The organism is Burkholderia sp. Bp9140, assembly GCF_003853425.1.
Classification (GTDB): domain Bacteria; phylum Pseudomonadota; class Gammaproteobacteria; order Burkholderiales; family Burkholderiaceae; genus Burkholderia.
The window spans coordinates 1-24549 of sequence record NZ_QTPQ01000014.1 but is presented as its reverse complement, the minus strand read 5'-3'; the positions used below and the strand labels follow the sequence as shown (position 1 = coordinate 24549).

Here is a 24549-nt window from a genome sequence, read left to right as displayed (position 1 = left end):
GTTTCACGAACACTGATGACGACCGCTTCCTCCCCGGCCACGCCGGACTACGACCTCGCCATCGTCGGCGCGGGCCCCGTCGGGCTCGCGCTCGCCGGCTGGCTCGCACGGCGCAGCGCGACGCAGCACGCGTCGATCGCGCTGATCGACGCGCGCGAGCCGGCCGCGAGCGCGAACGATCCGCGCGCGATCGCCGTGTCGCACGGCAGCCGCGTGCTGCTCGACACGCTCGCGTGGCCCGGCGACGCGACGCCGATCGAACACATCCACGTGTCGCAGCGCGGCCATTTCGGCCGCACGCTGATCGACCGCGACGAGCACGACCTCGCCGCGCTCGGCTACGTGGTGCGCTACGGCTCGATCGTGCAGGCGCTCGCGCAGGCGGTGCGCGGCACGCGCGTCGACTGGCTCACGTCGACCACCGCCCGCGCGCCGCAACAGGACGCCGACGGCGTCACGCTGACGCTCGACGGCCCGCAAGGCGAGCGCACGCTGCGCGCGCGCATCGTCATCAACGCGGAAGGCGGGCTGTTCCACGAGCAGCAGGCCGATACCGGCAACCATCGCCGCGACTACGGTCAGACCGCGATCGTCGGCACGGTCACGGTCTCGGCGCCGCGCCCGAACGTCGCGTGGGAACGCTTCACGCACCAAGGCCCACTCGCGCTGCTGCCGCTCGGCGGCCCGCGCCAGGCCGAGTATTCGCTCGTGTGGTGCTGCACGCCCGACGAGGCGGCCCGCCGCGCCGCCCTGCCCGACGACGCGTTCCTGCGCGAACTCGGCGCGGCATTCGGCGAGCGCATGGGTCAGTTCGTCGCGATCGCGGGACGCGCATCGTTCCCGCTCGGCCTGAACGCGGCGCAGACGCTCGTCAGCGGACGCATCGCGATCGTCGGCAACGCCGCGCAAACGCTGCACCCGGTCGCCGGCCAGGGGCTCAACCTCGGGCTGCGCGATGCGCATACGCTCGTCGACACGCTGTCCACGCAGGGCTTCGAAGCAACCGCGCTCGCGACCTTCAACGCGCGGCGCGCGCTCGACCGGCGCTTCACGATCGGCGCGACCGACACGCTCGCGCGCCTGTTCACGGTCGACACCGGCCCGCTTCCGCTGCTGCGCGGCGCGGCGCTCACCGCACTCGAATTCGTGCCGCCGCTCAAGAAGGCGATCGCGCGCCAGATGATGTTCGGCCAGCGCAACTGACGCGCGGCGCGCCGCGCATTGCGCGCCGTCGGGCCGCGCAAACCGGGTCAAATCGGCGGGGCATGGGAATACGGTAAAATGCGCGTTTTCCCACCGCCCTTTTTTGCCCGCGACGCCCGGCGCTCGCGGGTGGTGCCATTGCAATGCCCGTTATCGGCTCTCACGTTTTGCGTAACAATCTGTTCGTCGCCCCGATGGCCGGGGTGACGGATCGTCCGTTCCGCCAGCTGTGCAAGCGGCTGGGGGCCGGATACGCCGTGTCCGAGATGGTCGCGTCCAACGCGCAGCTGTGGAAAAGCGCGAAGACGATGCGACGGGCGAACCACGCAGGCGAAGTCGAGCCGATCGCGGTGCAGATCGCCGGCGCCGATCCGGCGATGATGGCCGAAGCGGCCCGCTACAACGTCGACAACGGCGCGCAGATCATCGACATCAACATGGGCTGCCCGGCGAAGAAGGTCTGCAACGTCGCCGCCGGCTCCGCGCTGTTGCAGAACGAGCCGCTCGTGCAGCGGATCGTCGAGGCCGTCGTCGCGGCGGTCGGCACGGGGCCGGATGCGGTGCCCGTCACGCTGAAGATCCGCACCGGCTGGGACCGCGAGCACAAGAACGCGATCACGGTCGCGCGCCTCGCCGAGGCGGCCGGCGTCTCGATGCTGACCGTGCACGGCCGCACGCGCGCCGACCTGTACCGCGGCGATGCCGAATACGACACCATCGCGGCCGTGAAGGCGGCCGTGCGCATCCCGGTCGTCGCGAACGGCGACATCACGTCGCCGGCGAAAGCGAAGGCCGTGCTCGACGCAACCGGCGCCGATGCGCTGATGATCGGTCGCGCCGCGCAAGGCCGGCCGTGGCTGTTCCGCGAAATCGATCATTTCCTGCAAACCGGCGAGCTGCTGCCCCCGCCGCGGATCGACGAGATCCAGCACGTGATGAACGAACACCTGGAAGACCATTACGCGTTCTACGGTGAATTCACGGGCGTCCGTACTGCGCGCAAGCACATCGGCTGGTACACTCGCGGCCTTTCCGGTGCCAACGGGTTCCGGCACCGGATGAACACGCTTGATTCCACCCGCGAGCAGCTCGCCGCCGTCAATGCATTCTTCGAGGCGCAAAAGGCGCTGTCGGACCACCTCGTCTACGTCGATGACGAAGAGGAAAACGGCCAGGGCGAGTCGGACGACCATAACCAGTTAGCAGCATGAGCAAGCACAACATCGAACAATGTGTCCGCGAGAGCCTGGACGTGTATTTCCGGGATCTAGACGGCTCCAATCCGCACGACGTCTATGAAATGGTGATGTCCTGCGTCGAAAAGCCGATGCTCGAGGTCGTGCTCGTACAGGCCGGCGGCAACCAGTCGCTCGCCGCGGAGTACCTCGGCATCAATCGCAATACGCTGCGCAAGAAGCTGCAGCAGCACGGCCTGCTGTAGGCGGCCGTCCCGTCCCCGTTTCCCTGGCTATTGGTGGTTCCATCATGATCAAGCAAGCGCTCATTTCCGTTTCCGACAAGACCGGCATCGTCGACTTCGCGAAGTCGCTGTCCGACCTCGGCGTCAAGCTGCTGTCGACCGGCGGCACCGCGAAACTCCTGGCCGATGCGGGCCTGCCCGTTACCGAAGTGGCCGATTACACGGGCTTTCCGGAAATGCTCGATGGGCGCGTGAAGACGCTCCACCCGAAAGTGCACGGCGGCATCCTCGCCCGCCGCGACCTGCCCGAGCACATGCAGGCGCTGGAGCAGCACGGCATCCCGACGATCGACCTGCTGGTCGTGAACCTGTATCCGTTCGTCGCGACGATCGCGAAGGACGACTGCACGCTCGCCGACGCGATCGAGAACATCGACATCGGCGGCCCGACGATGCTGCGCTCGGCCGCGAAGAACCACCGCGACGTGACGGTCGTCGTCGATCCGGCCGACTACGCGGTCGTGCTCGACGAAATGAAGGCGAACGGCAACGCGATCGGCTACGCGACCAACTTCCGCCTCGCGACGAAGGTGTTCGCGCACACCGCCCAATACGACGGTGCGATCACGAACTACCTGACGAGCCTGACCGACGAGCTGCAGCACGCGTCGCGCAGCGCGTACCCGGCGACGCTGAACATGGCGTTCGACAAGGTGCAGGACCTGCGCTACGGCGAGAACCCGCACCAGAGCGCCGCGTTCTACCGCGACCTCGCGGCACCGGCCGGCGCACTGGCGAACTACCGCCAGCTGCAGGGCAAGGAACTGTCGTACAACAACATCGCGGATTCGGACGCGGCGTGGGAATGCGTGAAGACGTTCGACGCGCCGGCCTGCGTGATCATCAAGCATGCGAACCCGTGCGGCGTCGCGGTCGGCAACGACTCGGCCGACGCGTACGCGAAGGCATTCCAGACCGACCCGACGTCGGCGTTCGGCGGCATCATCGCGTTCAACCGCGAAGTCGACGAGACGGCCGCGCAGGCGGTGGCGAAGCAGTTCGTCGAAGTGCTGATCGCGCCGTCGTTCACGGACGCCGCGAAGCAGGTGTTCGCCGCGAAGCAGAACGTGCGTCTGCTCGAGATCGCGCTGGGCGACGGCCATAACGCATTCGACCTGAAGCGCGTGGGCGGCGGCCTGCTCGTGCAGTCGCTCGATTCGAAGAACGTGCAGCCGAGCGAACTGCGCGTCGTCACGAAACGCCAGCCGACCGCGAAGGAAATGGACGACCTGCTGTTCGCATGGCGCGTCGCGAAGTACGTGAAGTCGAACGCGATCGTGTTCTGCGGCAACGGCATGACGCTCGGCGTCGGCGCAGGCCAGATGAGCCGCGTCGATTCCGCGCGCATCGCCAGCATCAAGGCGCAGAACGCCGGCCTCACGCTGGCCGGCTCGGCCGTCGCGTCGGATGCGTTCTTCCCGTTCCGCGACGGTCTCGACGTCGTTGTCGCGGCAGGCGCGACCTGCGTGATCCAGCCGGGCGGCTCGATGCGCGACGACGAAGTGATCGCGGCAGCCGACGAGCACGGCATCGCGATGATCCTGACGGGCGTGCGTCACTTCCGTCACTGATCGCATGCGGCCCGCACGGCCGCCGCACGCAAACCCGGCGGCATCGCACCCGCCGGGTTTTTTGTTGCGCGGCGCCGGCGCACGCGACCGCGCGGCCGGCGCCGCGCACCATTCGTTGTAGTATCGCTGCATCAGGTTTTTCTCCTCACTCATGCGAATTCTCGGCATCGACCCTGGCCTGCGCGTCACCGGCTTCGGCATCATCGACGTCAGCGGCCACCGGCTCGCCTATGTCGCAAGCGGCGTGATCCGCACGCCGACGGCCGACCTCGCCACCCGGCTCGGCACGATCTTCCAGGGCGTGTCGACGCTCGTGCGCGAACACGCGCCCGACCAGGCCGCGATCGAACAGGTGTTCGTCAACGTGAACCCGCAATCGACGCTGCTGCTCGGCCAAGCGCGCGGCGCCGCGATCTGCGGGCTCGTCTCCGGCGGCCTGCCGGTCGCCGAATACACCGCGCTGCAACTGAAGCAGGCCGTCGTCGGTTACGGCCGCGCAACCAAGTCGCAGATGCAGGAGATGGTCACGCGGCTGCTCAATCTCACCGGCCAGCCCGGCAGCGACGCAGCCGACGCGCTCGGGATGGCGATCTGCCATGCGCACAGCGGCAACACGCTCGGCACGATCAGCGGCCTCGCGCCGGCGCTCGCGAAGAAGGGGCTGCGTGTGCGGCGTGGGCGGCTCGTCGGTTGATACGACGGCACGCAACCGCCCGGCGCGGCGCGCAGCCGCTCGCGTCGCGCGCATTGCACCTGCCACCGCCCTGCCCGCCTGCTCGACCCGCGTCGCGCACGCGCGGCGCATCGCCCCGACCTGACGGCCAAGCCATCGGCATCGCGCCGCACCTGCGCTACACTCGCGCTTTCTTCCTCGCATCCCGCCATCCATGATCGGTCGCATCGCCGGCATCCTGCTCGAAAAGAACCCGCCTCACCTGCTCGTCGACTGCAACGGCGTCGGCTACGAAATCGACGTGCCGATGAGCACCTTCTACAACCTGCCGCAAACGGGCGAGCGCGTCGTGCTGCTCACGCAGCAGATCGTGCGAGAAGATGCGCACCTGCTGTACGGCTTCCTGACGCCGCAGGAGCGCACGACCTTCCGCGAACTGCTGAAGATCACCGGCATCGGCGCGCGCATGGCGCTCGCCGTGCTGTCCGGCATGAGCGTGCAGGAGCTCGCGCAGGCGGTGACGATGCAGGACGCCGCGCGCCTCACGCGCCTGCCCGGCATCGGCAAGAAGACCGCCGAGCGCCTGCTGCTCGAGCTGAAGGGCAAGCTCGGCGCCGATCTCGGTGCGCTCGCCGGCGCCGCGTCGCCGTCCGACCACGCGACCGACATCCTCAACGCGCTGCTCGCGCTCGGCTATTCCGAAAAGGAAGGCCTCGCCGCGATCAAGAACGTGCCGGCCGGCACCGGCGTGTCCGAAGGCATCAAGCTCGCGCTCAAGGCGCTGTCGAAGGTGTAACGGCGGCCCGGGCAGGCGCCCGAACCGGCTGTCGGAGCCAGTGTTGCGCCACCGCGCGGCGCGCGCCAGTCGGCCGTTCGGCCAGTTCGGCCGCGTGACGGTGCGCGGTACAATGGCCGCATGATTGAAACCGACAAACTCGCCGCCGAGCGGATCATCGCCGCCACGCCCGCCTCGTCGCACGAGGAGGTGTTCGAACGCGCGCTGCGGCCGCGCCACCTCGACGACTACGTCGGCCAGGAAAAGGTGCGCGGCCAGCTCGAGATCTTCATCGAGGCCGCGAAGCGCCGCTCCGAGCCGCTCGACCACGTGCTGCTGTTCGGGCCGCCGGGCCTCGGCAAGACCACCCTCGCGCACATCATCGCGCGCGAGATGGGCGTAAACCTGCGCCAGACGTCGGGCCCCGTGCTCGAGCGCGCGGGCGACCTCGCCGCGCTGCTGACCAACCTCGAAGCGAACGACGTGCTGTTCATCGACGAGATCCACCGGCTGTCGCCGGTCGTCGAGGAAATCCTGTATCCGGCGCTCGAGGATTACCAGATCGACATCATGATCGGCGAGGGGCCGGCCGCGCGCAGCGTGAAGCTCGACCTGCAGCCGTTCACGCTGGTCGGCGCGACCACGCGCGCGGGGATGCTGACCAACCCGCTGCGCGATCGCTTCGGGATCGTCGCGCGCCTCGAGTTCTACGATGCCGACCAGCTGTCGCGCATCGTGCGGCGCTCGGCGTCGCTGCTGAACGCGCAGATCGATCCGAACGGCGCGCTGGAGATCGCGAAGCGCTCGCGCGGCACGCCGCGGATCGCGAACCGGCTGCTGCGCCGCGTGCGCGACTATGCGGAAGTGAAGGCCGACGGCCAGATCACCGCGGCCGTCGCCGACGCCGCGCTCGCGATGCTCGACGTCGACCCGGTCGGCTTCGACCTGATGGACCGCAAGCTGCTCGAGGCGATCCTGCACAAGTTCGACGGCGGCCCGGTCGGCATCGACAACCTCGCGGCGGCGATCGGCGAGGAACGCGACACGATCGAGGACGTGCTCGAACCGTACCTGATCCAGCAGGGCTTCCTGCAACGCACGCCGCGCGGGCGCGTCGCGACGCTGCTCACGTACCGCCACTTCGGGCTCTCGGCGCCCAATGCCGGCAACGCCGAACGCGGGATGTGGGACACCCCCGACGGGAAGTAGCGCGCCGCCCGCGCCAAGCCAGCCATGACCACGCCGCCCAGCCCGCATCCCGCCGCCCCCGCACCGGGCCCGCGCTGGGCCGAGCCGATCCGCAAGCGGCTCGTGGCCGGCATCACGCACCTGACGGCAGGCGGCGGCGGTCCGTCGATCGATCTTTCGTCGCCGCCCGGAGATCCGGGACTGTTCGGCCCCAACGCCATCTGCTGGCGCGTGCATGCCGATTTCACGTCGATGATGACGGGCGGCATCGCCGCGCTGCTGCTGCAGGCGCTTCATCCGCTCGCGCTCGCGGGCGTCTGGGATCACTCGTCGTTTCGCACCGACATCCTCGGCCGCTTGCGGCGCACCGCCACGTTCATCACGGGCACGACGTTCGGCAGCCGCGCCGACGCACTCGCGCTGATCGAGCGCGTGAAAGCGATCCACGCGCGCATATCGGGTACCGCGCCCGACGGCCGGCCGTATCGAGCCGACGATCCGGCGTTGCTGACCTGGGTGCACGTCGCCGAAGTATCGAGCTTCCTCGCCGCGCATTTGCGCTATGTGAATCCGTCGCTGTCGGGCGAGTTGCAGGACGGCTATTACGCTGAAACGGCATTGATCGCCGAGCTGCTCGGTGCCCGGGATGTGCCTCGTTCACGTGCCGAGGTAGCGGCCTATTTCGCGCGCATGCAGCCCGAACTCGAAGCCGGGCCGCACACCTTCGACGTCATGGACATCCTGCTGAATGTGCCGGTCGCGACGCCCGCGCTGCGGCCGGCCGCGTCGCTGATCATGCATGCGGGGATCGACCTGCTGCCGCCCTGGGCGCAGCGCATGCTCGGTGTGTCGACGTTCGCACCGCTGCGACGCGCGGTGGTCCGGCCCGGTGTCCGGGCAGTCGCCCCCGTGCTGCGCTGGGCGCTCGTGAACGGCGCGTCGAAACGCGCACGCCGCCGCGCAACCGCGACACCGCCCGACGGCAACCCGCCCTCTTGACAGCACCTCGGATCATTTCGATTGACTGCCAGTCGCGTCCACGAACCCGGTGATCGACGGCAAGACGGGCGCCGATCTCGGGCGCGTGGATGCGATCAACGGCGGGAAGAAGTACAGCAAGGGGGAATTCGACAAGCTGCGTCAGCCGATCACGGCCGACGAGCCCGGCAAGATCGCGTACGCGCTCGACGACAAGACGCGCCACGCACTGCCGCGGCAAGCCTGACGGGGAAGGCGGCCCCCGGCCGGTCACGCCGGGCGGGGCCGGTACGATCGGTCAGAGCACCTTGCGATACCCGTCGTCGTCGCTCGCGGCGTCCAGATGCGACACGTCGGCCCAATGCACGACCTGCGCGCGGCCGTCGACGTAATCGACGACGTTGATGCTCGTGTTGAGCAGCTGATAGCTGCGCGGTGCAGACAGGTCGAGACCGTTTGCAAAGCGGTACACGCAGTCGAGCACGCCACCGTGCGCGACACACGCGATCCGGCCGCCGGGATGCGCGGCGACGATCGGCTCGAGCGCATGCAGCACGCGATGATAAAACTCGCGCTGCGACTCGCCGCCGTCAGGCGCGAAGCCCGGGTCGCGGGTCTGCCACGCGGCGTAGGCATCCGGAAACAGCGTCTCGATCTCGGTGCTGTCATGCCCCTGGAACACGCCGTACGCGCGTTCGCGCAGCCCTTCGCGCAACTGCAGCGGCAACCCGAGCGCATCGGCAAAGGGTTGCGCGGTCTGCTGCGCGCGCATCAGGTCGCTCGAATAGATCGCGTCGATCCGCTGCCCGTCACGCGCTTCCCGCGCAAGCCGGACGGCCAGCCGCTGCGCCTGCGCGAGCCCCGTGTCGGCCAGCGGAATGTCGATATGGCCCTGGATGCGCTTGATGCGGTTCCAGGCCGTCTCGCCATGGCGAATGAACAGGATCTGCGTGGTGGCCATCGCGGCGCGTCTCCGGGAAAGAATCAGGGCCGCACTTGCAGCCAGAACGTCACGGGGCCGTCGTTGACGAGCGACACCTGCATGTCGGCGCCGAACTCGCCCGTCTCGACGACCGGATGGCGCTCGCGCGCGGCCGCGACGAAATAGTCGAACAGGCGCGCGCCTTCGTCGGGCGGCGCGGCCGGCGTGAAGCTCGGCCGCAGCCCGCTGTTGGTATCGGCCGCGAGCGTGAACTGCGACACGAGCAGCAGGCCGCCGGTAGCGCCCGCGCCATCGATGTTCGACACCGGCAGGTTCATCTTGCCGGCCGCGTCGCTGAACACGCGATAGCCGAGCAGCTTCGCGAGCAGCTTGTCGGCCGCGGCCTCGGTGTCGCCGCGCTCCGCGCAGACGAGCGCGAGCAGGCCTGCGCCGATCTCGCCCGTCGTGCGCTCGCCGACGCGCACGTCGGCGCGCTTCACGCGCTGGATCAGCGCGATCATGCGGTCAACGTGACGCGCGCGAAGCGGCGCTTGCCGACCTGGACGACGAACTCGCCGGCTTCGACCTTCAGGCCCTTGTCGGACACGGCCGCGCCGTCGATCTTCACGCCGCCCTGCTCGATGTTGCGCAGCGCCTCGCTCGTCGACGGCACGAGGCCGGCCTGCTTCAGCAACTGGCCGATCGCGAGCGGCGCGCCCGCGAGCGTGACCGACGGGATGTCGTCCGGCACGCCGCCCTTCGCGCGGTGGTTGAAGTCCTCGAGCGCACGCTCGGCGTCGGCCTGCGAGTGGAAGCGCGCGACGATTTCCTGCGCGAGCAGCACCTTGAAGTCGCGCGGATTGCGGCCGCCTTCGGCGTCGCGCTTGAAGCCGGCGATCTCGTCGAGGCTGCGGAACGACAGCAGTTCGAAGTAACGCCACATCAGCGTGTCCGAGATGCTCATCAGCTTGCCGAACATGTCGGTCGGCTTCTCGCTGATGCCGACGTAGTTGCCCTTCGACTTCGACATCTTCTCGACGCCGTCGAGCCCTTCGAGCAGCGGCATCGTCAGGATGCACTGCTGTTCCTGGCCGTACTGCTTCTGCAGTTCGCGGCCGACCAGCAGGTTGAACTTCTGGTCGGTGCCGCCGAGCTCGAGGTCGGCGTTCAGCGCGACCGAGTCGTAGCCCTGCATCAGCGGGTACAGGAATTCGTGGATCGAGATCGGCACGCCGCCCTGGAAGCGCTTCGTGAAGTCCTCGCGCTCGAGGATCCGCGCGACCGTGTAGCGCGACGCAAGCTTGATCATCCCGTCCGCGCCGAGCGGCATCGACCATTCGCTGTTGTAGCGGATCTCGGTTTTTTCGCGGTCGAGCACGAGCGCGGCCTGTTCGAAGTAGGTCTTCGCGTTCGATTCGATCTGTTCGCGCGTGAGCGGCGGACGCGTCGCGTTGCGGCCCGACGGATCGCCGATCAGCGACGTGAAATCGCCGATCAGGAAGATCACGGTGTGACCGAGGTCCTGCAGCTGACGCATCTTGTTCAGCACGACCGTATGGCCGATGTGGATGTCGGGCGCCGTCGGGTCGAGGCCGAGCTTGATGCGCAGCGGCGTGCCGGTGGCCGCGCTGCGCGCGAGCTTCTGCGCGAACTCTTCCTCGATCAGCAATTCGTCGACGCCGCGCTTCGTGACGGCGAGCGCATGGCGGACTTCGTCGGTGATCGGGAAAACAGGCTTGGAACTGGGTTCGGTGCTCATCGGTGCCAGGAAGAATGTCGCAAAGACAGGGATTTTCCCATAACTTGCGCGTGCATCGCTTAACGACGCGTCAGGTTGCGCGGATAATCGGGCGCAAGGCGCGTGGCACCGGCCCGCGCCGCTCGATCCAGGAGAACCCAACGTGCCGCAACGACATCCGCAACCCGCCCATCCGGCCGACGGCATCTACTTCGGGCTGATGTCGGGAACCAGCATGGACGGCGTCGACGGCGTCGCCGTGCGTTTCGAGACGGGCCGCGCGCCGGTCGTGCTCGCGGAGGCATTCGTCGGCTTCGCGCAATCGCTGCGCGACGCGCTGTTCGCGCTGCAGCAGCCTGGCGACGACGAGATCGACCGCGAATCGGTCGCGGCGAACGCGCTCGTCGCACGCTACGCGGTGTGCTGTCACGAGCTGCAGCGCACGGCCGGGCTGTCGCGCGACGAGATCCGCGCGATCGGCGTGCACGGCCAGACGGTCCGGCACCGTCCCGAGCGCGGCTACACGCGCCAGCTCAACAATCCGGCGCTGCTCGCGGAGCTTGCCCATATCGACGTGATCGCCGATTTCCGCAGCCGCGACGTCGCATCGGGCGGCCACGGCGCGCCGCTCGCGCCGGCGTTCCATGCGACGGTGTTCGGCGCGCCGGGCGAGACGCGAATCGTCTGCAACCTCGGCGGCATCAGCAACATCACGATCCTGCCCGGCGAGGGTGGCGACGTGCGCGGCTTCGACTGCGGGCCCGCGAACGCGTTGCTCGACGCATGGGCGACGCGCCACCTCGGCAAGCCGTACGACGACGGCGGCAAGTTCGCCGCGCGCGGCACCGTGCACGCGTCACTGCTCGACGCGCTGCTCGACGAGCCCTACTTCGCCGCACCGCCGCCGAAGAGCACCGGCCGCGACCTGTTCAATCCCGCGTGGCTCGACACCAAGCTCGCCGGATTCGCGCAGGTCGCGCCGGAAGACGTGCAGGCGACGCTGACGGCGCTCACCGCCGTCTCGATTGCCCGCGAGATCGCACGGCACGCGGCCGGCTGCAAGGCCGTGTTCGTCTGCGGCGGCGGCGCCCGCAACCCGGTGCTGCTCGCCGCGCTCGCGGATGCGTTGCGCGAGGCCGGCGTGCCGGCGACGGTCAATACGACCGCCGCGCTCGGCGTGCCGCCGCAGCAGGTCGAGGCGCTCGCGTTCGCGTGGCTCGCGTATCGCTTCGCCGCGCGCCAGCCCGGCAATCTCGCGAGCGTGACCGGTGCCGCGGGTGAGCGCGTGCTCGGCGCGCTCTATCCGCGCTAGATACGCAATGCACGGTCCGCGCGGCACACACCGCGTACGGACATGAAAAACGGGGCATGAAGCCCCGTTTTTCATTCCGGCGAAACGGACAGGATCCGTCGTGCGCTCAGACCGAGAACGACGAGCCGCACCCGCAGGTGGTCGTGGCGTTCGGGTTCTTGATCACGAACTGGGCGCCGTTGAGGTCGTCCTTGTAGTCGATCTCGGCGCCGACCAGGTACTGGTAGCTCATCGAGTCGATCAGGAGCTGGACGCCGTTCTTGTTCATCACGGTGTCGTCCTCGTTGACTTCCTCGTCGAACGTGAAGCCATACTGGAAGCCCGAGCAGCCGCCGCCCTGCACGAACACGCGCAGCTTCAGTTCGGGGTTGCCCTCTTCGTCGATCAGTTGCTTGACCTTGTCGGCCGCGGCGTCGGTGAAGACGAACGGCAGCGGCATATCGGTGGTCGTTGCTGCGGATTCGGTAACAGCGTTCATGCGAACTCTCCAAAAAGCTTTAGCCGCTATTGTAGGGCCGATCAGAAGATCGTGCTGATGTCCATGAAATCAATAGGTTCTTGTTGATTTCAACGCGGGGTCCCGCACGCGGGTGGCCGCCGCGCGGGCATAAAAAAAACCGCCAGCGCGAAAGCTGGCGGTTTTTCCGGCGGACGCCGCCCGGAAGCGGCGCGGCCATGAAGCGGAATTAACGCTTCGAGAACTGCTTTGCGCGACGTGCCTTGCGCAGACCAACCTTCTTACGCTCGACTTCACGTGCATCGCGCGTGACGAAGCCTGCGTTCGACAGCGACGGCTTCAGCGTCGCATCGTAGTCGATCAGTGCACGGGTGATGCCGTGGCGCACTGCACCTGCCTGACCCGTTTCGCCGCCGCCATTGACGTTGACCTTGATGTCGAACGTCTGGCCGTGGTTCGTGAGTTCCAGCGGTTGACGCACGATCATCAGCGACGTTTCGCGCGAGAAGTAGTCAGCGATGGGCTTGCCGTTGACGATGATATCGCCCTTGCCAGCCTTGATGAAGACACGTGCGACAGCGCTCTTGCGGCGGCCCGTACCGTAGTTCCAGTTACCGATCATGTGGGCTCCCCTTAGATCTCGAGCGCCTTCGGCTGTTGCGCCGAATGCGGATGCGTGGCTTCAGCGTAGACCTTCAGCTTCTTGATCATCGCGTAGCCGAGCGGGCCCTTCGGCAGCATGCCCTTGACCGCTTTCTCGAGCGCACGGCCCGGGAAGCGTTCCTGCATCTTGCCGAACGTCGTTTCATAGATGCCGCCCGGGTAACCCGAGTGACGGTAGTACTTCTTGTCCAGCGTCTTGTTGCCCGTGACCTTCAACTTGCTCGCGTTGATGATGATGATGAAATCACCAGTGTCGACGTGCGGGGTGAACTCAGGCTTGTGCTTGCCGCGCAGACGGCGTGCCACTTCGCTGGCAACACGGCCGAGAACCTTATCCGTCGCGTCAATCACGTACCATTCGCGCGTCACCTCATGGGCTTTTGCGGAAAACGTCTTCATGATCGATCCAAAAAAAATGCTTTGCCCGATGTGTTCTTCCTGCTTGTCTGTGTGCGCTTCGTGGCGCGGTGCAGGCTCTCCCTGTTCTTTTTCCGTGGGCATGAATGCGGAAAAGCCCTGAATTATAAAGGAAATGCCGCGGCGCGGTCAAAGAGAATCCACGTCCCGTGCCGGCGGCGCCCGAAATGGGCCAGAATCCGGTCGTGCCCCAACACGCCAGGCGAACCGAGCGCCCGGGGAGGCACCCATCGACGCGCGGCACCTGACCTTGCCGCGCCAGACCGGCCGACAACGGAAAAACAACAAACAAGCATGATGAAACAACGACTTACGCCCTTTCTCGCGGCCGCATTGCTGGCCGCCGCCGCGCCCGCCGGCGCCGCCCGGACCGGCTGCGAGGCCAAGCTCGACGCACTCGACGCCCGCATCGCCGACGCCCGCGGCACCCATGCCGAAGATCGCATCGCCCGCCTGCGCGCGGTACGCGAACGCGTGCGCCACTTCTGCGCGCGCGGCCACGGCCATGCATCGGCCGCAAGCGCGCCGGCCCCTGCCGCCCGAGCCGCGGACACGCTGCCTGGCGCGGCGTCGCGGCCGGCCGCACGGCAGCCCACGTAACCGGTGTCAACGATGGGTGTCGGCGCGCGCAAACTGCACGCCAATGTTTGCACGGGACGAAAAAAAGCCCGAACGGCTGGTTCGGGCTTAATCCACCTTAGGAGGAGGGTGGAGGAGACATGCGGAGGTTGCCGCAGCGCGACAACCAATGAGGCTCATTATACGAATGCGTCGCCGGCTTCACAAGAAAATTTGCATTGCGAAATCTCGCACCATAATACGGAATAAGATGCCTCTCTCGAGACCGAACGCATTTCTTCTTTAAAATCAATAACCTGATCAACCAGACCACGACCAGGAACCCGCAGCGTCTAGAGTAAAACCCCTAAAGACGGCAGGGAAAATCGGCGTTCGGCGCCCCGCCGGGCGCCGCTCACGCCGGCACGGCGTTTCGCGTCGTGCAGCGCATCAGCCGACCGTTGCGCAGCGGGCTACAATGCCGGATCGAATCCGAATCAGGCAACGCTGGAGTGCAAGCATGGAATGCAAAGTAAGCTGGATGGGTCAGGACGGCATGGCGTTTTCCGCGCAGACCGGAAGCGGGCACCTCGTCGCGATGGACGGCGCGCCGGAAGGCGGCGGCCATAACCTCGCGCCGCGCCCGATGGAAATGGTGCTGGTCGGCACCGGCGGCTGCACCGCGTACGACGTCGTGCTGATCCTGAAGAAGAGCCGCCAGGAAGTCACCGGCTGCTCGGTCACGCTGAAGGCCGAACGCGCGAGCGAAGATCCGAAGGTGTTCACCAAGGTCCACTTCCACTTCACCGTCACGGGCCACAACCTGAACCCGGCCACGGTCGAGCGCGCGATCAACCTGTCGCACGACAAGTACTGCTCGGCGTCGATCATGATCGCGAAGACGGCCGAACTCACGCATTCGTTCGACATCGTCGCGGACTGACCCCGCGGCAGCCATGGATGAAAAAAAGGGCCGGCGCTCCCGATGGAGCGCCGGCCCTTTCGCATTCGAGCGGCAAAGCAGGCCGATAAGCCGGATTCTGTGCACGCCGCATGCCGAAGCACGCAGCGCGTGGCAGCCATTCCTCTAGGCGCGCCATTGCTGACGCGCTCAAGCTTCCTACCCGCAGACGAGACGGGGGCCCCGTCCTGCATCCGAAAATGCGCGCCTGCCTACTTGGAATTGCTCCGGGTGGAGGTTACCGTGCCGGCGAACGTCGCCGTCGCCGCGGTGCGCTCTTACCGCACCGTTTCACCCTTACCTGATCCCGGCTTGCGCCGGGCCATCGGCGGTTTGCTTTCTGTTGCCCTGTTCCGCGTGTCGCCACGGATGGCCGTTAGCCATCACCCTGCCCTGTGGAGTCCGGACTTTCCTCGCCCCCGCCTGCCCGAAGGCGACGAGGCCGCGACTGCCTGGCCTGCTTTGCGACGCGCATTCTAGCACTGTGCGCCGCCGCCGGCAGCACGCGAGCGGCGGCCGCTGCGGAAAACCGCCGGATCGTCATAGAACCCGGGTGCGGCATTCGCATCGCACCAGCCCGGCACGCCAAGCACCGGCAGCGGTGCGAAATCGCGGCTCGTCAGGTCGCGGGTCGCGAGCTCGCCGGCGATCCGCGCGTCGACATGCGCGGCACGCCGCGCGTCGGGCCACGCAAAATAGTCGTCACTCACTTCGACGATCCACGTGTGCGCGGTGCAGGACTTGTAAGGCGCGACGAGCTTCTCGAGCAGCGCATGGCCGACGAGCCGCGCCTCGCAGCGCGTGCCCCACGCGTCGCGCGCCGCCACCAGCAGCTGCGGCCAGTTGAAGCCGCGCAGCGCGTCGGCGAGCGTGCGCTCGGCCGTCACGAACAGCGCGGCGTTCTCGTCGAACAGCGTGAGCGCATCGCGCAGCGTGCCGCGCACGGGCCCGACGCCGCCCGCGGCGTCGATCGCCGCGGCCTGGCGTGCGTTCAACGCGGCCTTGGTGCGCGGATACGCGAACCAGACGAGCGCATTGAAGAAGTCGTGAAGATTGTGGCGGGTCGGGACGCCGCCCGTGCCGGCGATATGGGTTTCGTATGCGACGCCGGGCGGCAGCTCGGCCTGCGGCACGAAGCGCAGCGGCCTGCCGCGGCCGCTGACGCGCGCGCCGTCGTGCATCGCGCCGTTCAATGCATCGAGCAGCGCGGCCTCGCCCGCGAGCGCGGCCGCCTGCAGCATACGGCCGGGCGCCGCGTAAGGCGCAAGCCACGGCGCGGACCAGTCGATCCGCGCAAACTCCGCCGCCGCGCCGCCGGCCGCCTGGCCGGCCCCGCGCGGCGGCGCGCAGCTCACGCGAACTTCCAGCCGATCGTTTCGCCGGCGCGCAGCGGCACGACCGGCGTATCGCCCGCGAAGACCTCGCGCGGCAGCTCCCAGGTCTCGCGACGCAGCGTGATCGTCTCGGTGCTGTGCGGCAGCCCGTAGAAATCGGCGCCGAAGCGGCTCGCGAAATTTTCCAGCTTGTCGAGCGCGCCGGCCTGGTCAAACGCCTCCGCATACAGCTCGAGCGCGTGCAGCGCCGTGTAGCAGCCCGCGCAGCCGCACGCGGTTTCCTTCGCGCCGCGCGCGTGCGGCGCACTGTCGGTACCGAGGAAGAAGCGCGGGTTGCCCGACGTCGCGGCCTCGACGAGCGCGACGCGGTGCGTTTCGCGCTTCAGCACCGGCAGGCAGTAGTAATGCGGGCGAATCCCGCCGACGAACAGCGCGTTGCGGCTGTACAGCAGGTGCTGCGGGGTGAGCGTCGCGCCGAGCAGGCCCGGCGCCGCGTCGGCGTCGCGCACGTAGTCGGCCGCGTCCTTCGTCGTGATGTGCTCGAACACGACCTTCAGGCCGGGGAAATCGCGGCGCAGCGGCGTCATCACGCGATCGATGAACACCTTCTCGCGATCGAACATGTCGATCGCCGGATCGGTCACCTCGCCGTGCACGAGCAGCGGCATGCCGGTTTCCTGCATGACCTCGAGCGTCTTCGCACACTTCGCGAGATCGCTGACGCCGTGGTCGGAGTTCGTCGTCGCGCCGGCCGGATACAGCTTCACGCCGTGCACGAAGCTGCTGTCGCGCGCGCGGCGGATTTCGTCGGGCGACGTGTTGTCGGTCAGGTACAGCGTCATCAGCGGCTCGAACGTCATCCCGGCCGGCAGCGCGGCCAGGATCCGCTCGCGATAGGCCTGCGCGTGCGCGGTGGTCGTGACGGGCGGCTTCAGGTTCGGCATGACGATCGCGCGGCCGAACTGGCGCGCGGTGTGCGGCAGCACCGCGGCCAGCATGTCGCCGTCGCGCAGGTGCAGGTGCAGGTCGTCGGGACGGGCGAGCGTGAGCGTCGCCGGAGAGGAAGCGTTCGAGGCAGTCATAGGAGGCGTCGTGAGGAACGGGCTGGCCTTCTGCGGGGCCGGAACGCGCGTGCGCGGGCCGACTGACGGCAAACCGCAACACAAGGCCTTCGGCCGGCGGAATCCGCTTTTTACCGCTCGAGGCTCGGTGATATGCTAGAAGTCATATTGTACCGGGGTTCACCCGGTTGGTTACCCTGCTTCCGCCCCCCGCCCCAAGTAAAATGTGCCAACTCCTAGGAATGAACTGCGCCGCGCCGACGGACGTCACATTCTCCTTCACAGGTTTCGCGGCCCGGGGCGGCCTCACCGATCATCATGCCGACGGCTGGGGGATCGCGTTCTTCGAGGACAAGGCCTGCCGCCTCTTCATCGACCAGCAGGCGTCGGCCACGTCGCCGATCGCCGAAATGGTGAAGCGCTACCCGATCAAGTCCAAGAACACGATCGCGCACATCCGCAAGGCCACGCAGGGCCACATCCTGCTCGAGAACAGCCACCCGTTCATGCGCGAGCTGTGGGGGCGGCACTGGATCTTCGCGCATAACGGCGATCTGCAGGACTACGAACCCGATCTCGACGGCAGCGTCTACCATCCGGTCGGCACGACCGACAGCGAGAAGGCGTTCTGCGTGCTGATGCAGGGGCTGCGCGAAGCGTTCCCCGGCGCGCAGCCGCCGTTGCCGGAGCTGTTCGAGCGCGTCGGCGAGCTGACGCGCGGCATCACCGATCACGGCGTGTTCAACTTCCTGATGTCGAACGGCCAGGCGCTCTTCGCGCACTGCTCGACGCGGCTGCACTACCTCGTGCGGCGCTGGCCGTTCTCGACCGCGCATCTGGTCGACGAAGACCTGTCGATCGACTTCGCGAAATACACGACACCCGAGGATCGCGTCGCGGTGATCGCCACGCAGCCGCTGACCGACAACGAAATCTGGACCTCGTTCGAACCGGGCGAGTTGATCATGTTCCAGTGCGGCGACGTCGCCGCGCGGATGCAGATTCCCGTGCCCGAGCGTGTGCTCGAGAAGCTGCGCAACCCGGCACTCGACGCATCGGCATCCGCGCCGTGCGGCGGCGTGCGTCGCGAGGCGCTGGCGGCCGGCGCCGCGGACGACACCGACGACCCGATCGATTTCTGAGCCACGCGCGCTCGCGCCCTTTCCCGCTTCCCTTGCCGTCGCCACGCGATGACGCGATGGCCGGTCATGCCCGTCCGGCTTGCGCGGTTGTCCACGCCGGCATCCGGGCCGTGCGCACTCGCGGAAAATCGCGCCGTTCTTCAGCCCGCGGTCCGGTTTTCGTTTCATCCGAGCCACAATTCCAGGTACCGAACCGGCCTCACGCAACATTCACTTGATTTTATTAATGTTCAAGTGAAAATAATACATACGCCGAATACATAAATACCAGATGGCATAATTACATAATCCGGAATTCACATTTTATCGCGACAATTTTCCGAGAACAGTGCGTCAGGCCACCGACAAGCGGCTCAAAAACCACTTCCTTAAAAATCCACCAAACCCTTGTACAGCAAGGCTTTCAGTTCGATTAATCACTCAATCAAAAAATACAGAATGAAATCGGCATTATCGCCACATTCTTTATTTTTTTGATAATAGACCGCCACCCCGATTAGTAGACTCCCTCCATCCCCGGTGTAATGGATCACGATTGGCGCGACATCGGCAAATGCGGCAATGACCGCCGCACGCCCATTCGAGCCAAATTCCCGCCGCGGAATGCGCCTTCACCGCGCCGCGGTGGATACCACTTCAAAACAAGAAAGAGGGCTTGTCGTGAATCACTCATTTCGATCGATATGGAGCGAAGCCGCCGGCTGCTGGGTCGCGGTTGCGGAAACGACCCGGGCGCGCGGCAAGCGTTCAGGCAGCGAATCGGGCACAAGCCGCCGTGCCGGCCGCACGGCGGCCCGTCGCTCGTCGCTGCACGTCGCCGCGCTCGGTGCCGCACTGGCCGCGCTGTCGGCCGGCTCCGCGTACGCATCGACCTGCGGCGACGGTTCGGCGGTCGCGAGCGGTGGCAACTGCGCGCTCGGCAGCTTCAGCCCGACCGTGAACGACAACCTGGCCGGTGCCACGGCCGTGTCCGGCGGCGACACGGTCGGCGTGGCGGGTGCATGGACCGGCGCCGCCGCCGACCCCGGCTATACGCTCACGCCGATAGGCAATACGTCCATCGTGTCGGGCAACCCGAACCAGCCGGTGCTGTCGCTCGGCGGCAAGACGCAGAGCATCAGCACGCCCGACTCGATCACCGGCACCCACACGTCGATCGCCACCTACAGCTCGTCCGCGTTCGCCGCGTCGACGGCCGGCGCGACCAACGTGCCCGTCTACCATGACGTGAACGGCAGCCAGTACGTGAACCTGCGGATCGGCACCGTCGACAACACCGGCGGCACGCTGAACATGTCGATCGGCAATCCGGCGAACGCGCCCGATGCGGCCGGCAATGCGATCTCGATCGCACCGAAGCAGACCGACCTGACCTTCGCGGACGGCACCGGCACGGCAAGGAGCGTCGTCAACTGGAATTCGCGCAACCGGATCTGGCTCGGCACCGGCGACTATCTCGCGAGCGGCGGCCCCGTCGGCAACGTCCAGCTCGACGTGCCGACCTATGCGGGCACCTTCACCGCGTTCGACGGCAGCACGTGGACCGTCGGCGACGCCGCGTCGCTCGCCGCGTACAACGACTTCCTCGTGCGTTCGGTCCAGAGCGGCGCGCTCGGCTCGCAGGCCGCGTACGACACCGCGTTCGGCCAGGCCGTCACGTTCACGCAGCAAACTTTCCAGTACGCGAACAACGTGTCCGCCGGCGACAAGAACACGCTGCCGATCGATCACCTGTCGGCGATGCACGGCACGGGCGCGAACGCGATGCTGCAGATCGGCAAGGACGGCCAGATCGACTTCCGCGGCACCAACACGATCGCGTCGAGCTCGGCCGTCCTCGCGGAAAACGGCGCGCACTTCGTCAACGACGGCCGCCTGTCGGGCGACTTCACGCTGGTGCGCCTGCTGAGCGGTGCGAGCGGCGTCAACAACGGCGTGATCTCGTCCGGCTACGCGTCCGGCGACAACGTCGACACGCGCAGCAGCACGCCGCCCGACAACTTCGGGTTCCACGCGTACACCGAGGGCAACGGCGTATACGCAAGCGGCACGGGCACGACGTTCGTGAACAACGGCGTGATGAACGTCGGCGCATGGACGCTCGACGGCAACCGCCCCGACCTGCAGAACTACGCGGTGGCCGTGACGAACGGCGCGCGCGCGTCGAACGCCGGCACGATCAACGTCGGCGTCAACGCAACGACGCTCGACAGCCAGGTGATCGGCGGTTTCGCGGCCGGCGGTACCTTCACGAACGCGGCCGGCGGCACGATCCATCTCGGCCGCGCGGCCCAGTACGGGCCGGGGGCGGCGTCGAACGACGTCGCGCTGTCCGCGCACGCGTATGGGATCCTGCTCGGCGCATCGGGCACCGCCAGCAACCTCGGCTCGATCGTCATCGGCTCGCAGACGCAAAACGGCGCGGGGATGGCGAGCCTCGGCTCGTCGTCCGGCACGTTGCGCAACGCGGGCGCGATCGTCGTGAACGGCGCGGCGCCCGGCACGCCGCTCGCGAACGTCGGCATGCTCGCGGCCAACACGGCTGCCATCGTGACCAACACGGGCACGATCACGCTGAACGGCGTAAACGGCATCGGCATCATGGTGGTCGGCACCGGCTCGACCGCGACGGCCGCGACGTCGACCGGCACGATCAACGTGGCCGGCGGCCTCGATCCGGCTTCGGACACGCGCAACTACGGCGTATGGGCCGAAGGGCCGCGAGCAAAGGCCACGGTCGACGGTGCGCTCAACCTGACGGGCAACGGCGCGATCGGCGTCCATGCGCGCTCCGGCGCGACCATCCACGTCGGCACGAACGCGGTGCCCCACTTCATGTCGGGCACGAACCAGATCGGCTTCCATGCGTACGGCGCGGGCTCGAAGATCACCGTCGCCGCGCAGCACCTGAGCGTCGATACCGACGATTCGACGCTGTTCCGGATCGCGGGCGGCGCGGCCTATGCGGGCACGTCGTCGGTCGGCACGCTGACGACGGACGTGAACGGCCAGGGCGCGCGCGGCGTGCTCGCGACCGGCCCCGGCACGACGCTGTCGACCGGCGACGCCGTCTACAACGTCAACGGCACGAACGGCATCGCGGTGGCGATCGAGGGTGGTGCACAGGGCGCGATCGACGCCGGCGCGACGATCAACCTGAATGCGGCCGGCGCGATCGCGGGCGTCGTCGACGGCCAGGCACACGACCTCGCGGGCGCGAATGCCGGCGCGCCGGTCGCGACGACGCTGACCAACGATGCCGCGGTCGCCTCGTCGACCGCGGGCGTAACGGGTTTCGTCGTGCGGAACCTCGGCACACTCGAGAACCGCGACACGGTGCAGCTGACCGGCGCCGGCTCGACGGGCGTCGTGGTCGGCGCGCTCGGCACGGTCGACAACGCGTCGACGCTCCGCGTATCGAACGGCACCGGCGCGCTCGTGCAGGGCGCGTCGGCGACGCTCGCCAACGCGGGCACGATCGAGGCCGACGACGGCGTCGCGGGCGTGCACCTGACCGGCGCGGGCGCGTCGGTCGCGCTGTCTGGCACGGGCACCGTCGTCGCGAACGGCAGCGCCGACGGCGTGCTGATCGACTCGTCCGTGTCGGACGGCGGGATCGCGGCCGGCGCGACGTCGATCGCGGCGGGCGGTACCGGCAAGGGCATCGACAACCTCGGCACGAACACGACGATCGTGCTGTCGGGCACGCGGATCGGCACGACCGGCAACGGCGCCGACGGGCTATCGTCGACGGGCGCGGGCGCGCGCATCGCGACCGATGCGGCGACCGTCGTGCGCACCGCCGGCGACAACGCACGCGGCCTCGTGGTGACGGGCGCGGATTCGACGCTCGCGGCCGACGGCACGACCGTCGCGACGACGGGCGCCGGCGCGCACGCGATCGTCGCGGGCAGCGGCGCGACCGCGTGGCTGTCGGGCGCGCAGGTCTCCACGGCGGGCGCGGCAGCCGACGGCCTCGTCGCACGGAACGGCGGCCGCATCGGCGACACGCGGTCGTCGATCGCAAGCGCGGCCGGCAACGGCGCGACCGTCGACGGCGGCGGCGTGCTCGCGCTGACCGGCACGACGCTCAAGGGTGCGACGGCCGGCGTGCTGAGCACCGACACGCTCGCGACCGGCGCGACGAGCTCGGTGCTCGTCGACGGCGGCAGCGTCGCATCCGTCGCCGGGCCGGCGTTCGCCGCGCGCGGCGGCACGGTCGACATCGCGGTGCGCAACGGCACCGTCGTGACGGCCGGTAAGGGCACGCTGCTCGACCTCGCGAGCGGCAGCACCGCGACCTTCAACGCATCGGCCGTGAATCTCGCCGGCGACATCCTGTCGGACGCGTCGAGCACCGGCAACGTGTTCCTGACGCACGGCACGACCCTGACCGGCAGGATCGACCCGGTCGCGCTGACGGTCGACGCCACGAGCACGTGGCATATGACCGCCAGTTCCGTGCTGAGCAGCCTGAACAACGGGGGCCTGGTCGCGTTCGCCGCGCCGTCCGGCGCGCCAACGGCGGCGGGCAGCTACAGGACGCTGACGACCGGCAGCTACGTCGGCAACGGCGGGACGATCGCGCTGAACACCTACCTCGGCGCCGACGCATCGCCGACCGACCGGCTGATCGTGAACGGCGGCGCCGCAAGCGGCACGACGGGGCTGAAGATCGCGAACACGGCCGGCACCGGCGCGCAGACGACGGGCGACGGGATTCCGGTAGTCGTCACGGCCAACGGCGGCACGACCACCGCATCGGCATTCCATCTCGCGGGCCCGGTGCAGGCCGGCGCGTATGAATACCGGCTCTACCGCGGCGGACAAAGCGACGCGAACGGCTGGTACCTGCGCTCGCAGCTCGACCCGACGGACCCCGGCGATCCGGTCGGCCCGACCGTCATCGACGGCGGCGGCAACGGCGGCAATCTCGCGTACCGCCCGGCCGTTGCAGGCTACGCGATGACACCGCTGCTGAACGCCGACTACGGCTTCTCGACGCTCGGCAAGCTGCACGAGCGCGTCGGCGACATCGACAACCTCGAGAAGCAGGCGCCGGGCAACCACGACGGCGTGTGGGGCCGCATCGGCGGACAGAGCCTCGACGCGAACGCGGGCCGCTTCGCGGCCGACGAGCGCACGTTCTTCGCGCAGTTCGGCAAGGACTGGACGCTCGACCGGGCACCCGCCGGCGGCAGCACGCATGCGGGCGTGACGGCGAGCATCGGCGTCGCGAACGCGAGCTTCAGCGACATCGCGCGCGCCGATACGCCAGGCCTGTCGACGTCGACGGGCTCGGTCGAGATGCACGCGCAGAGCGTGGGCGGCTACTGGACGCGCTACCTGTCCGACGGCACCTACTTCGACAGCGTCGGCCAGGTCACGCACTACGGCAACCGCTATCGCGACGGCTACGGCAACGAGGCATCGCAGCACGGCTTCGGCATCGCGCTGTCGCAGGAGGTCGGCAAGCCGTTCGGAATCGGCGGCACGCCGATTGCGGTCGAGCCGCAGGCGCAGCTGATGTATCAGTACCTGAAGCTGAACGGGTTCAACGACAACGTGTCGGCCGTGTCGGGCACGACCACCCACGCGCTGCGCGGGCGCGTCGGCGTGCGGATCTTCCGGCCGAACCTCGACGCGAACGCGGGCGGCGGCGCCGCGACGCCGTACTTCACGGCCGACGTGCTGCACGACTTCCTGTCGCCGGGCCAGACCGTCGTCGGCGGCACGCCGTTCGCGACGCACCTGGGCCGCACGTGGTACGAGCTCGGCCTTGGCGTGACCGCGGGCTTCGGCAAGTCGGGCGCGCTTTACGCGAACGTGAAATATGCGCGCAACATCGGCGGCGATTACCGGCGCGGCGTCACGGGGCAGGTCGGGTACCGCTACAGCTGGTAACGCGCGAGGCGAACCCGTCCGCCGGCGACCGGCGGCAGCCGAAAAAAAACCGCCCGGCGTTCGGCCGGGCGGTTTCCGCATTCGCGCACACGAAGCGTGCGATGCCCGAACGCTCAGTGCAGGATTTTCGCGAGAAAGTCCTTCGCGCGATCCGACTTCGGATTCGAGAAGAAATCGTCCTTGCGGTCGTCCTCGACGATCGCGCCCTTGTC

Annotated in this window: 21 protein-coding genes, 1 other RNA gene and 2 pseudogenes; 14 read left to right on the top strand and 10 right to left on the bottom strand. The window is 68.1% G+C overall.

Going from position 1 to position 24549, the window contains the following annotated elements:
* Positions 1–15 precede the first annotated feature (15 nt).
* From DIE21_RS13720 to DIE21_RS13680, 9 genes and pseudogenes are all read left to right on the top strand, one after another.
* A complete protein-coding gene (locus DIE21_RS13720) occupies positions 16–1203 on the top strand; it encodes a UbiH/UbiF/VisC/COQ6 family ubiquinone biosynthesis hydroxylase (RefSeq protein ID WP_124498208.1) in 1188 nt (395 codons plus the stop codon).
* A 143-nt stretch (positions 1204–1346) separates the two neighbouring features.
* Entirely contained in the window at positions 1347–2414 is a 1068-nt protein-coding gene (gene dusB / locus DIE21_RS13715; RefSeq protein ID WP_124498207.1) for a tRNA dihydrouridine synthase DusB, read from the top strand.
* Positions 2411–2644 carry a Fis family transcriptional regulator gene (locus tag DIE21_RS13710; RefSeq protein ID WP_006476892.1) on the top strand — a complete coding sequence of 78 codons (234 nt, stop codon included), beginning with the start codon at positions 2411–2413 and terminating at the stop codon, positions 2642–2644. The genes dusB and DIE21_RS13710 overlap by 4 nt, the downstream gene beginning before the upstream one ends.
* 44 nt (positions 2645–2688) lie before the next feature.
* The gene (gene purH / locus DIE21_RS13705; RefSeq protein WP_044848279.1) at positions 2689–4254 is read left to right on the top strand and encodes a bifunctional phosphoribosylaminoimidazolecarboxamide formyltransferase/IMP cyclohydrolase; all 1566 of its coding nucleotides are present in this window, start codon (positions 2689–2691) and stop codon (positions 4252–4254) included.
* Positions 4255–4405: 151 nt separating this feature from the next.
* On the top strand, positions 4406–4948 hold the full coding sequence (ruvC, locus tag DIE21_RS13700; protein WP_124498206.1) for a crossover junction endodeoxyribonuclease RuvC: 543 nt from the start codon (positions 4406–4408) through the stop codon (positions 4946–4948).
* A gap of 193 nt (positions 4949–5141) precedes the next feature.
* Positions 5142–5723, top strand: a complete 582-nt coding sequence (ruvA, locus tag DIE21_RS13695) for a Holliday junction branch migration protein RuvA (protein WP_014898064.1) — start codon at positions 5142–5144, stop codon at positions 5721–5723.
* A gap of 120 nt (positions 5724–5843) precedes the next feature.
* Complete coding sequence (gene ruvB, locus DIE21_RS13690) at positions 5844–6911, top strand: Holliday junction branch migration DNA helicase RuvB (protein ID WP_124498205.1); 1068 nt, start codon at positions 5844–5846, stop codon at positions 6909–6911.
* A gap of 24 nt (positions 6912–6935) precedes the next feature.
* Entirely contained in the window at positions 6936–7889 is a 954-nt protein-coding gene (locus tag DIE21_RS13685) for an oxygenase MpaB family protein (protein ID WP_124498204.1), read from the top strand.
* Positions 7890–7920: 31 nt separating this feature from the next.
* Positions 7921–8115, top strand: a pseudogene (locus DIE21_RS13680) (chromosome partitioning protein ParB); the annotation flags it as partial.
* Positions 8116–8166: 51 nt separating this feature from the next.
* Here the strand turns inward: DIE21_RS13680 and DIE21_RS13675 are convergent.
* From DIE21_RS13675 to tyrS, 3 genes are read right to left on the bottom strand one after another with little or no spacing between them, the layout of a single operon-like run.
* Positions 8167–8829, bottom strand: a complete 663-nt coding sequence (locus DIE21_RS13675; protein WP_124498203.1) for a histidine phosphatase family protein — start codon at positions 8827–8829, stop codon at positions 8167–8169.
* A gap of 23 nt (positions 8830–8852) precedes the next feature.
* Positions 8853–9311: a D-aminoacyl-tRNA deacylase gene (gene dtd, locus DIE21_RS13670; RefSeq protein WP_124498202.1), complete on the bottom strand. Its 459-nt coding sequence runs from the start codon at positions 9309–9311 to the stop codon at positions 8853–8855.
* Positions 9308–10549, bottom strand: a complete 1242-nt coding sequence (gene tyrS, locus DIE21_RS13665) for a tyrosine--tRNA ligase (protein ID WP_124498201.1) — start codon at positions 10547–10549, stop codon at positions 9308–9310. The genes dtd and tyrS overlap by 4 nt, the downstream gene beginning before the upstream one ends.
* A gap of 142 nt (positions 10550–10691) precedes the next feature.
* On the opposite strand from tyrS, the gene DIE21_RS13660 reads away from it, so the two are divergent.
* Entirely contained in the window at positions 10692–11840 is a 1149-nt protein-coding gene (locus tag DIE21_RS13660) for an anhydro-N-acetylmuramic acid kinase (RefSeq protein ID WP_124498200.1), read from the top strand.
* A gap of 106 nt (positions 11841–11946) precedes the next feature.
* Here DIE21_RS13660 and erpA read toward each other — a convergent pair whose 3' ends face one another.
* The 3 genes from erpA to rplM form a co-directional block, all read right to left on the bottom strand.
* Entirely contained in the window at positions 11947–12318 is a 372-nt protein-coding gene (erpA, locus tag DIE21_RS13655; protein ID WP_124498199.1) for an iron-sulfur cluster insertion protein ErpA, read from the bottom strand.
* 208 nt (positions 12319–12526) lie between these two features.
* Positions 12527–12919, bottom strand: coding sequence for a 30S ribosomal protein S9 (rpsI, locus tag DIE21_RS13650; RefSeq protein WP_011883283.1), 393 nt, complete (start codon positions 12917–12919; stop codon positions 12527–12529).
* Between the two features lie 11 nt (positions 12920–12930).
* On the bottom strand, positions 12931–13359 hold the full coding sequence (gene rplM / locus DIE21_RS13645) for a 50S ribosomal protein L13 (RefSeq protein WP_009687896.1): 429 nt from the start codon (positions 13357–13359) through the stop codon (positions 12931–12933).
* 312 nt (positions 13360–13671) lie between these two features.
* On the opposite strand from rplM, the gene DIE21_RS13640 reads away from it, so the two are divergent.
* Together DIE21_RS13640 and DIE21_RS13630 are read left to right on the top strand one after the other, a co-directional pair.
* A complete protein-coding gene (locus DIE21_RS13640; RefSeq protein WP_124498198.1) occupies positions 13672–13977 on the top strand; it encodes a DUF1090 family protein in 306 nt (101 codons plus the stop codon).
* 436 nt (positions 13978–14413) lie between these two features.
* Positions 14414–14878 (top strand): OsmC family protein, encoded by a 465-nt coding sequence (locus DIE21_RS13630; RefSeq protein WP_124498196.1) that lies wholly within the window; start codon positions 14414–14416, stop codon positions 14876–14878.
* A gap of 70 nt (positions 14879–14948) precedes the next feature.
* Here the strand turns inward: DIE21_RS13630 and rnpB are convergent.
* The 3 genes from rnpB to pyrC form a co-directional block, all read right to left on the bottom strand.
* Positions 14949–15360: RNase P RNA component class A (rnpB, locus tag DIE21_RS13625), an RNA gene on the bottom strand.
* Positions 15361–15372: 12 nt separating this feature from the next.
* Positions 15373–16251 carry a DUF3025 domain-containing protein gene (locus tag DIE21_RS13620; protein WP_124498195.1) on the bottom strand — a complete coding sequence of 293 codons (879 nt, stop codon included), beginning with the start codon at positions 16249–16251 and terminating at the stop codon, positions 15373–15375.
* Positions 16248–17312: a dihydroorotase gene (pyrC, locus tag DIE21_RS13615; RefSeq protein WP_124498194.1), complete on the bottom strand. Its 1065-nt coding sequence runs from the start codon at positions 17310–17312 to the stop codon at positions 16248–16250. Before pyrC ends, DIE21_RS13620 begins: the two co-directional genes overlap by 4 nt.
* Positions 17313–17515: 203 nt before the next feature.
* On the opposite strand from pyrC, the gene DIE21_RS13610 reads away from it, so the two are divergent.
* Positions 17516–18433, top strand: coding sequence for a class II glutamine amidotransferase (locus DIE21_RS13610; RefSeq protein WP_124498193.1), 918 nt, complete (start codon positions 17516–17518; stop codon positions 18431–18433).
* Positions 18434–19093: 660 nt separating this feature from the next.
* Complete coding sequence (locus DIE21_RS13605) at positions 19094–24337, top strand: autotransporter outer membrane beta-barrel domain-containing protein (RefSeq protein ID WP_124498192.1); 5244 nt, start codon at positions 19094–19096, stop codon at positions 24335–24337.
* A gap of 113 nt (positions 24338–24450) precedes the next feature.
* Here the strand turns inward: DIE21_RS13605 and DIE21_RS13600 are convergent.
* Positions 24451–24549, bottom strand: a pseudogene (locus tag DIE21_RS13600) (amino acid ABC transporter ATP-binding protein); the annotation flags it as partial.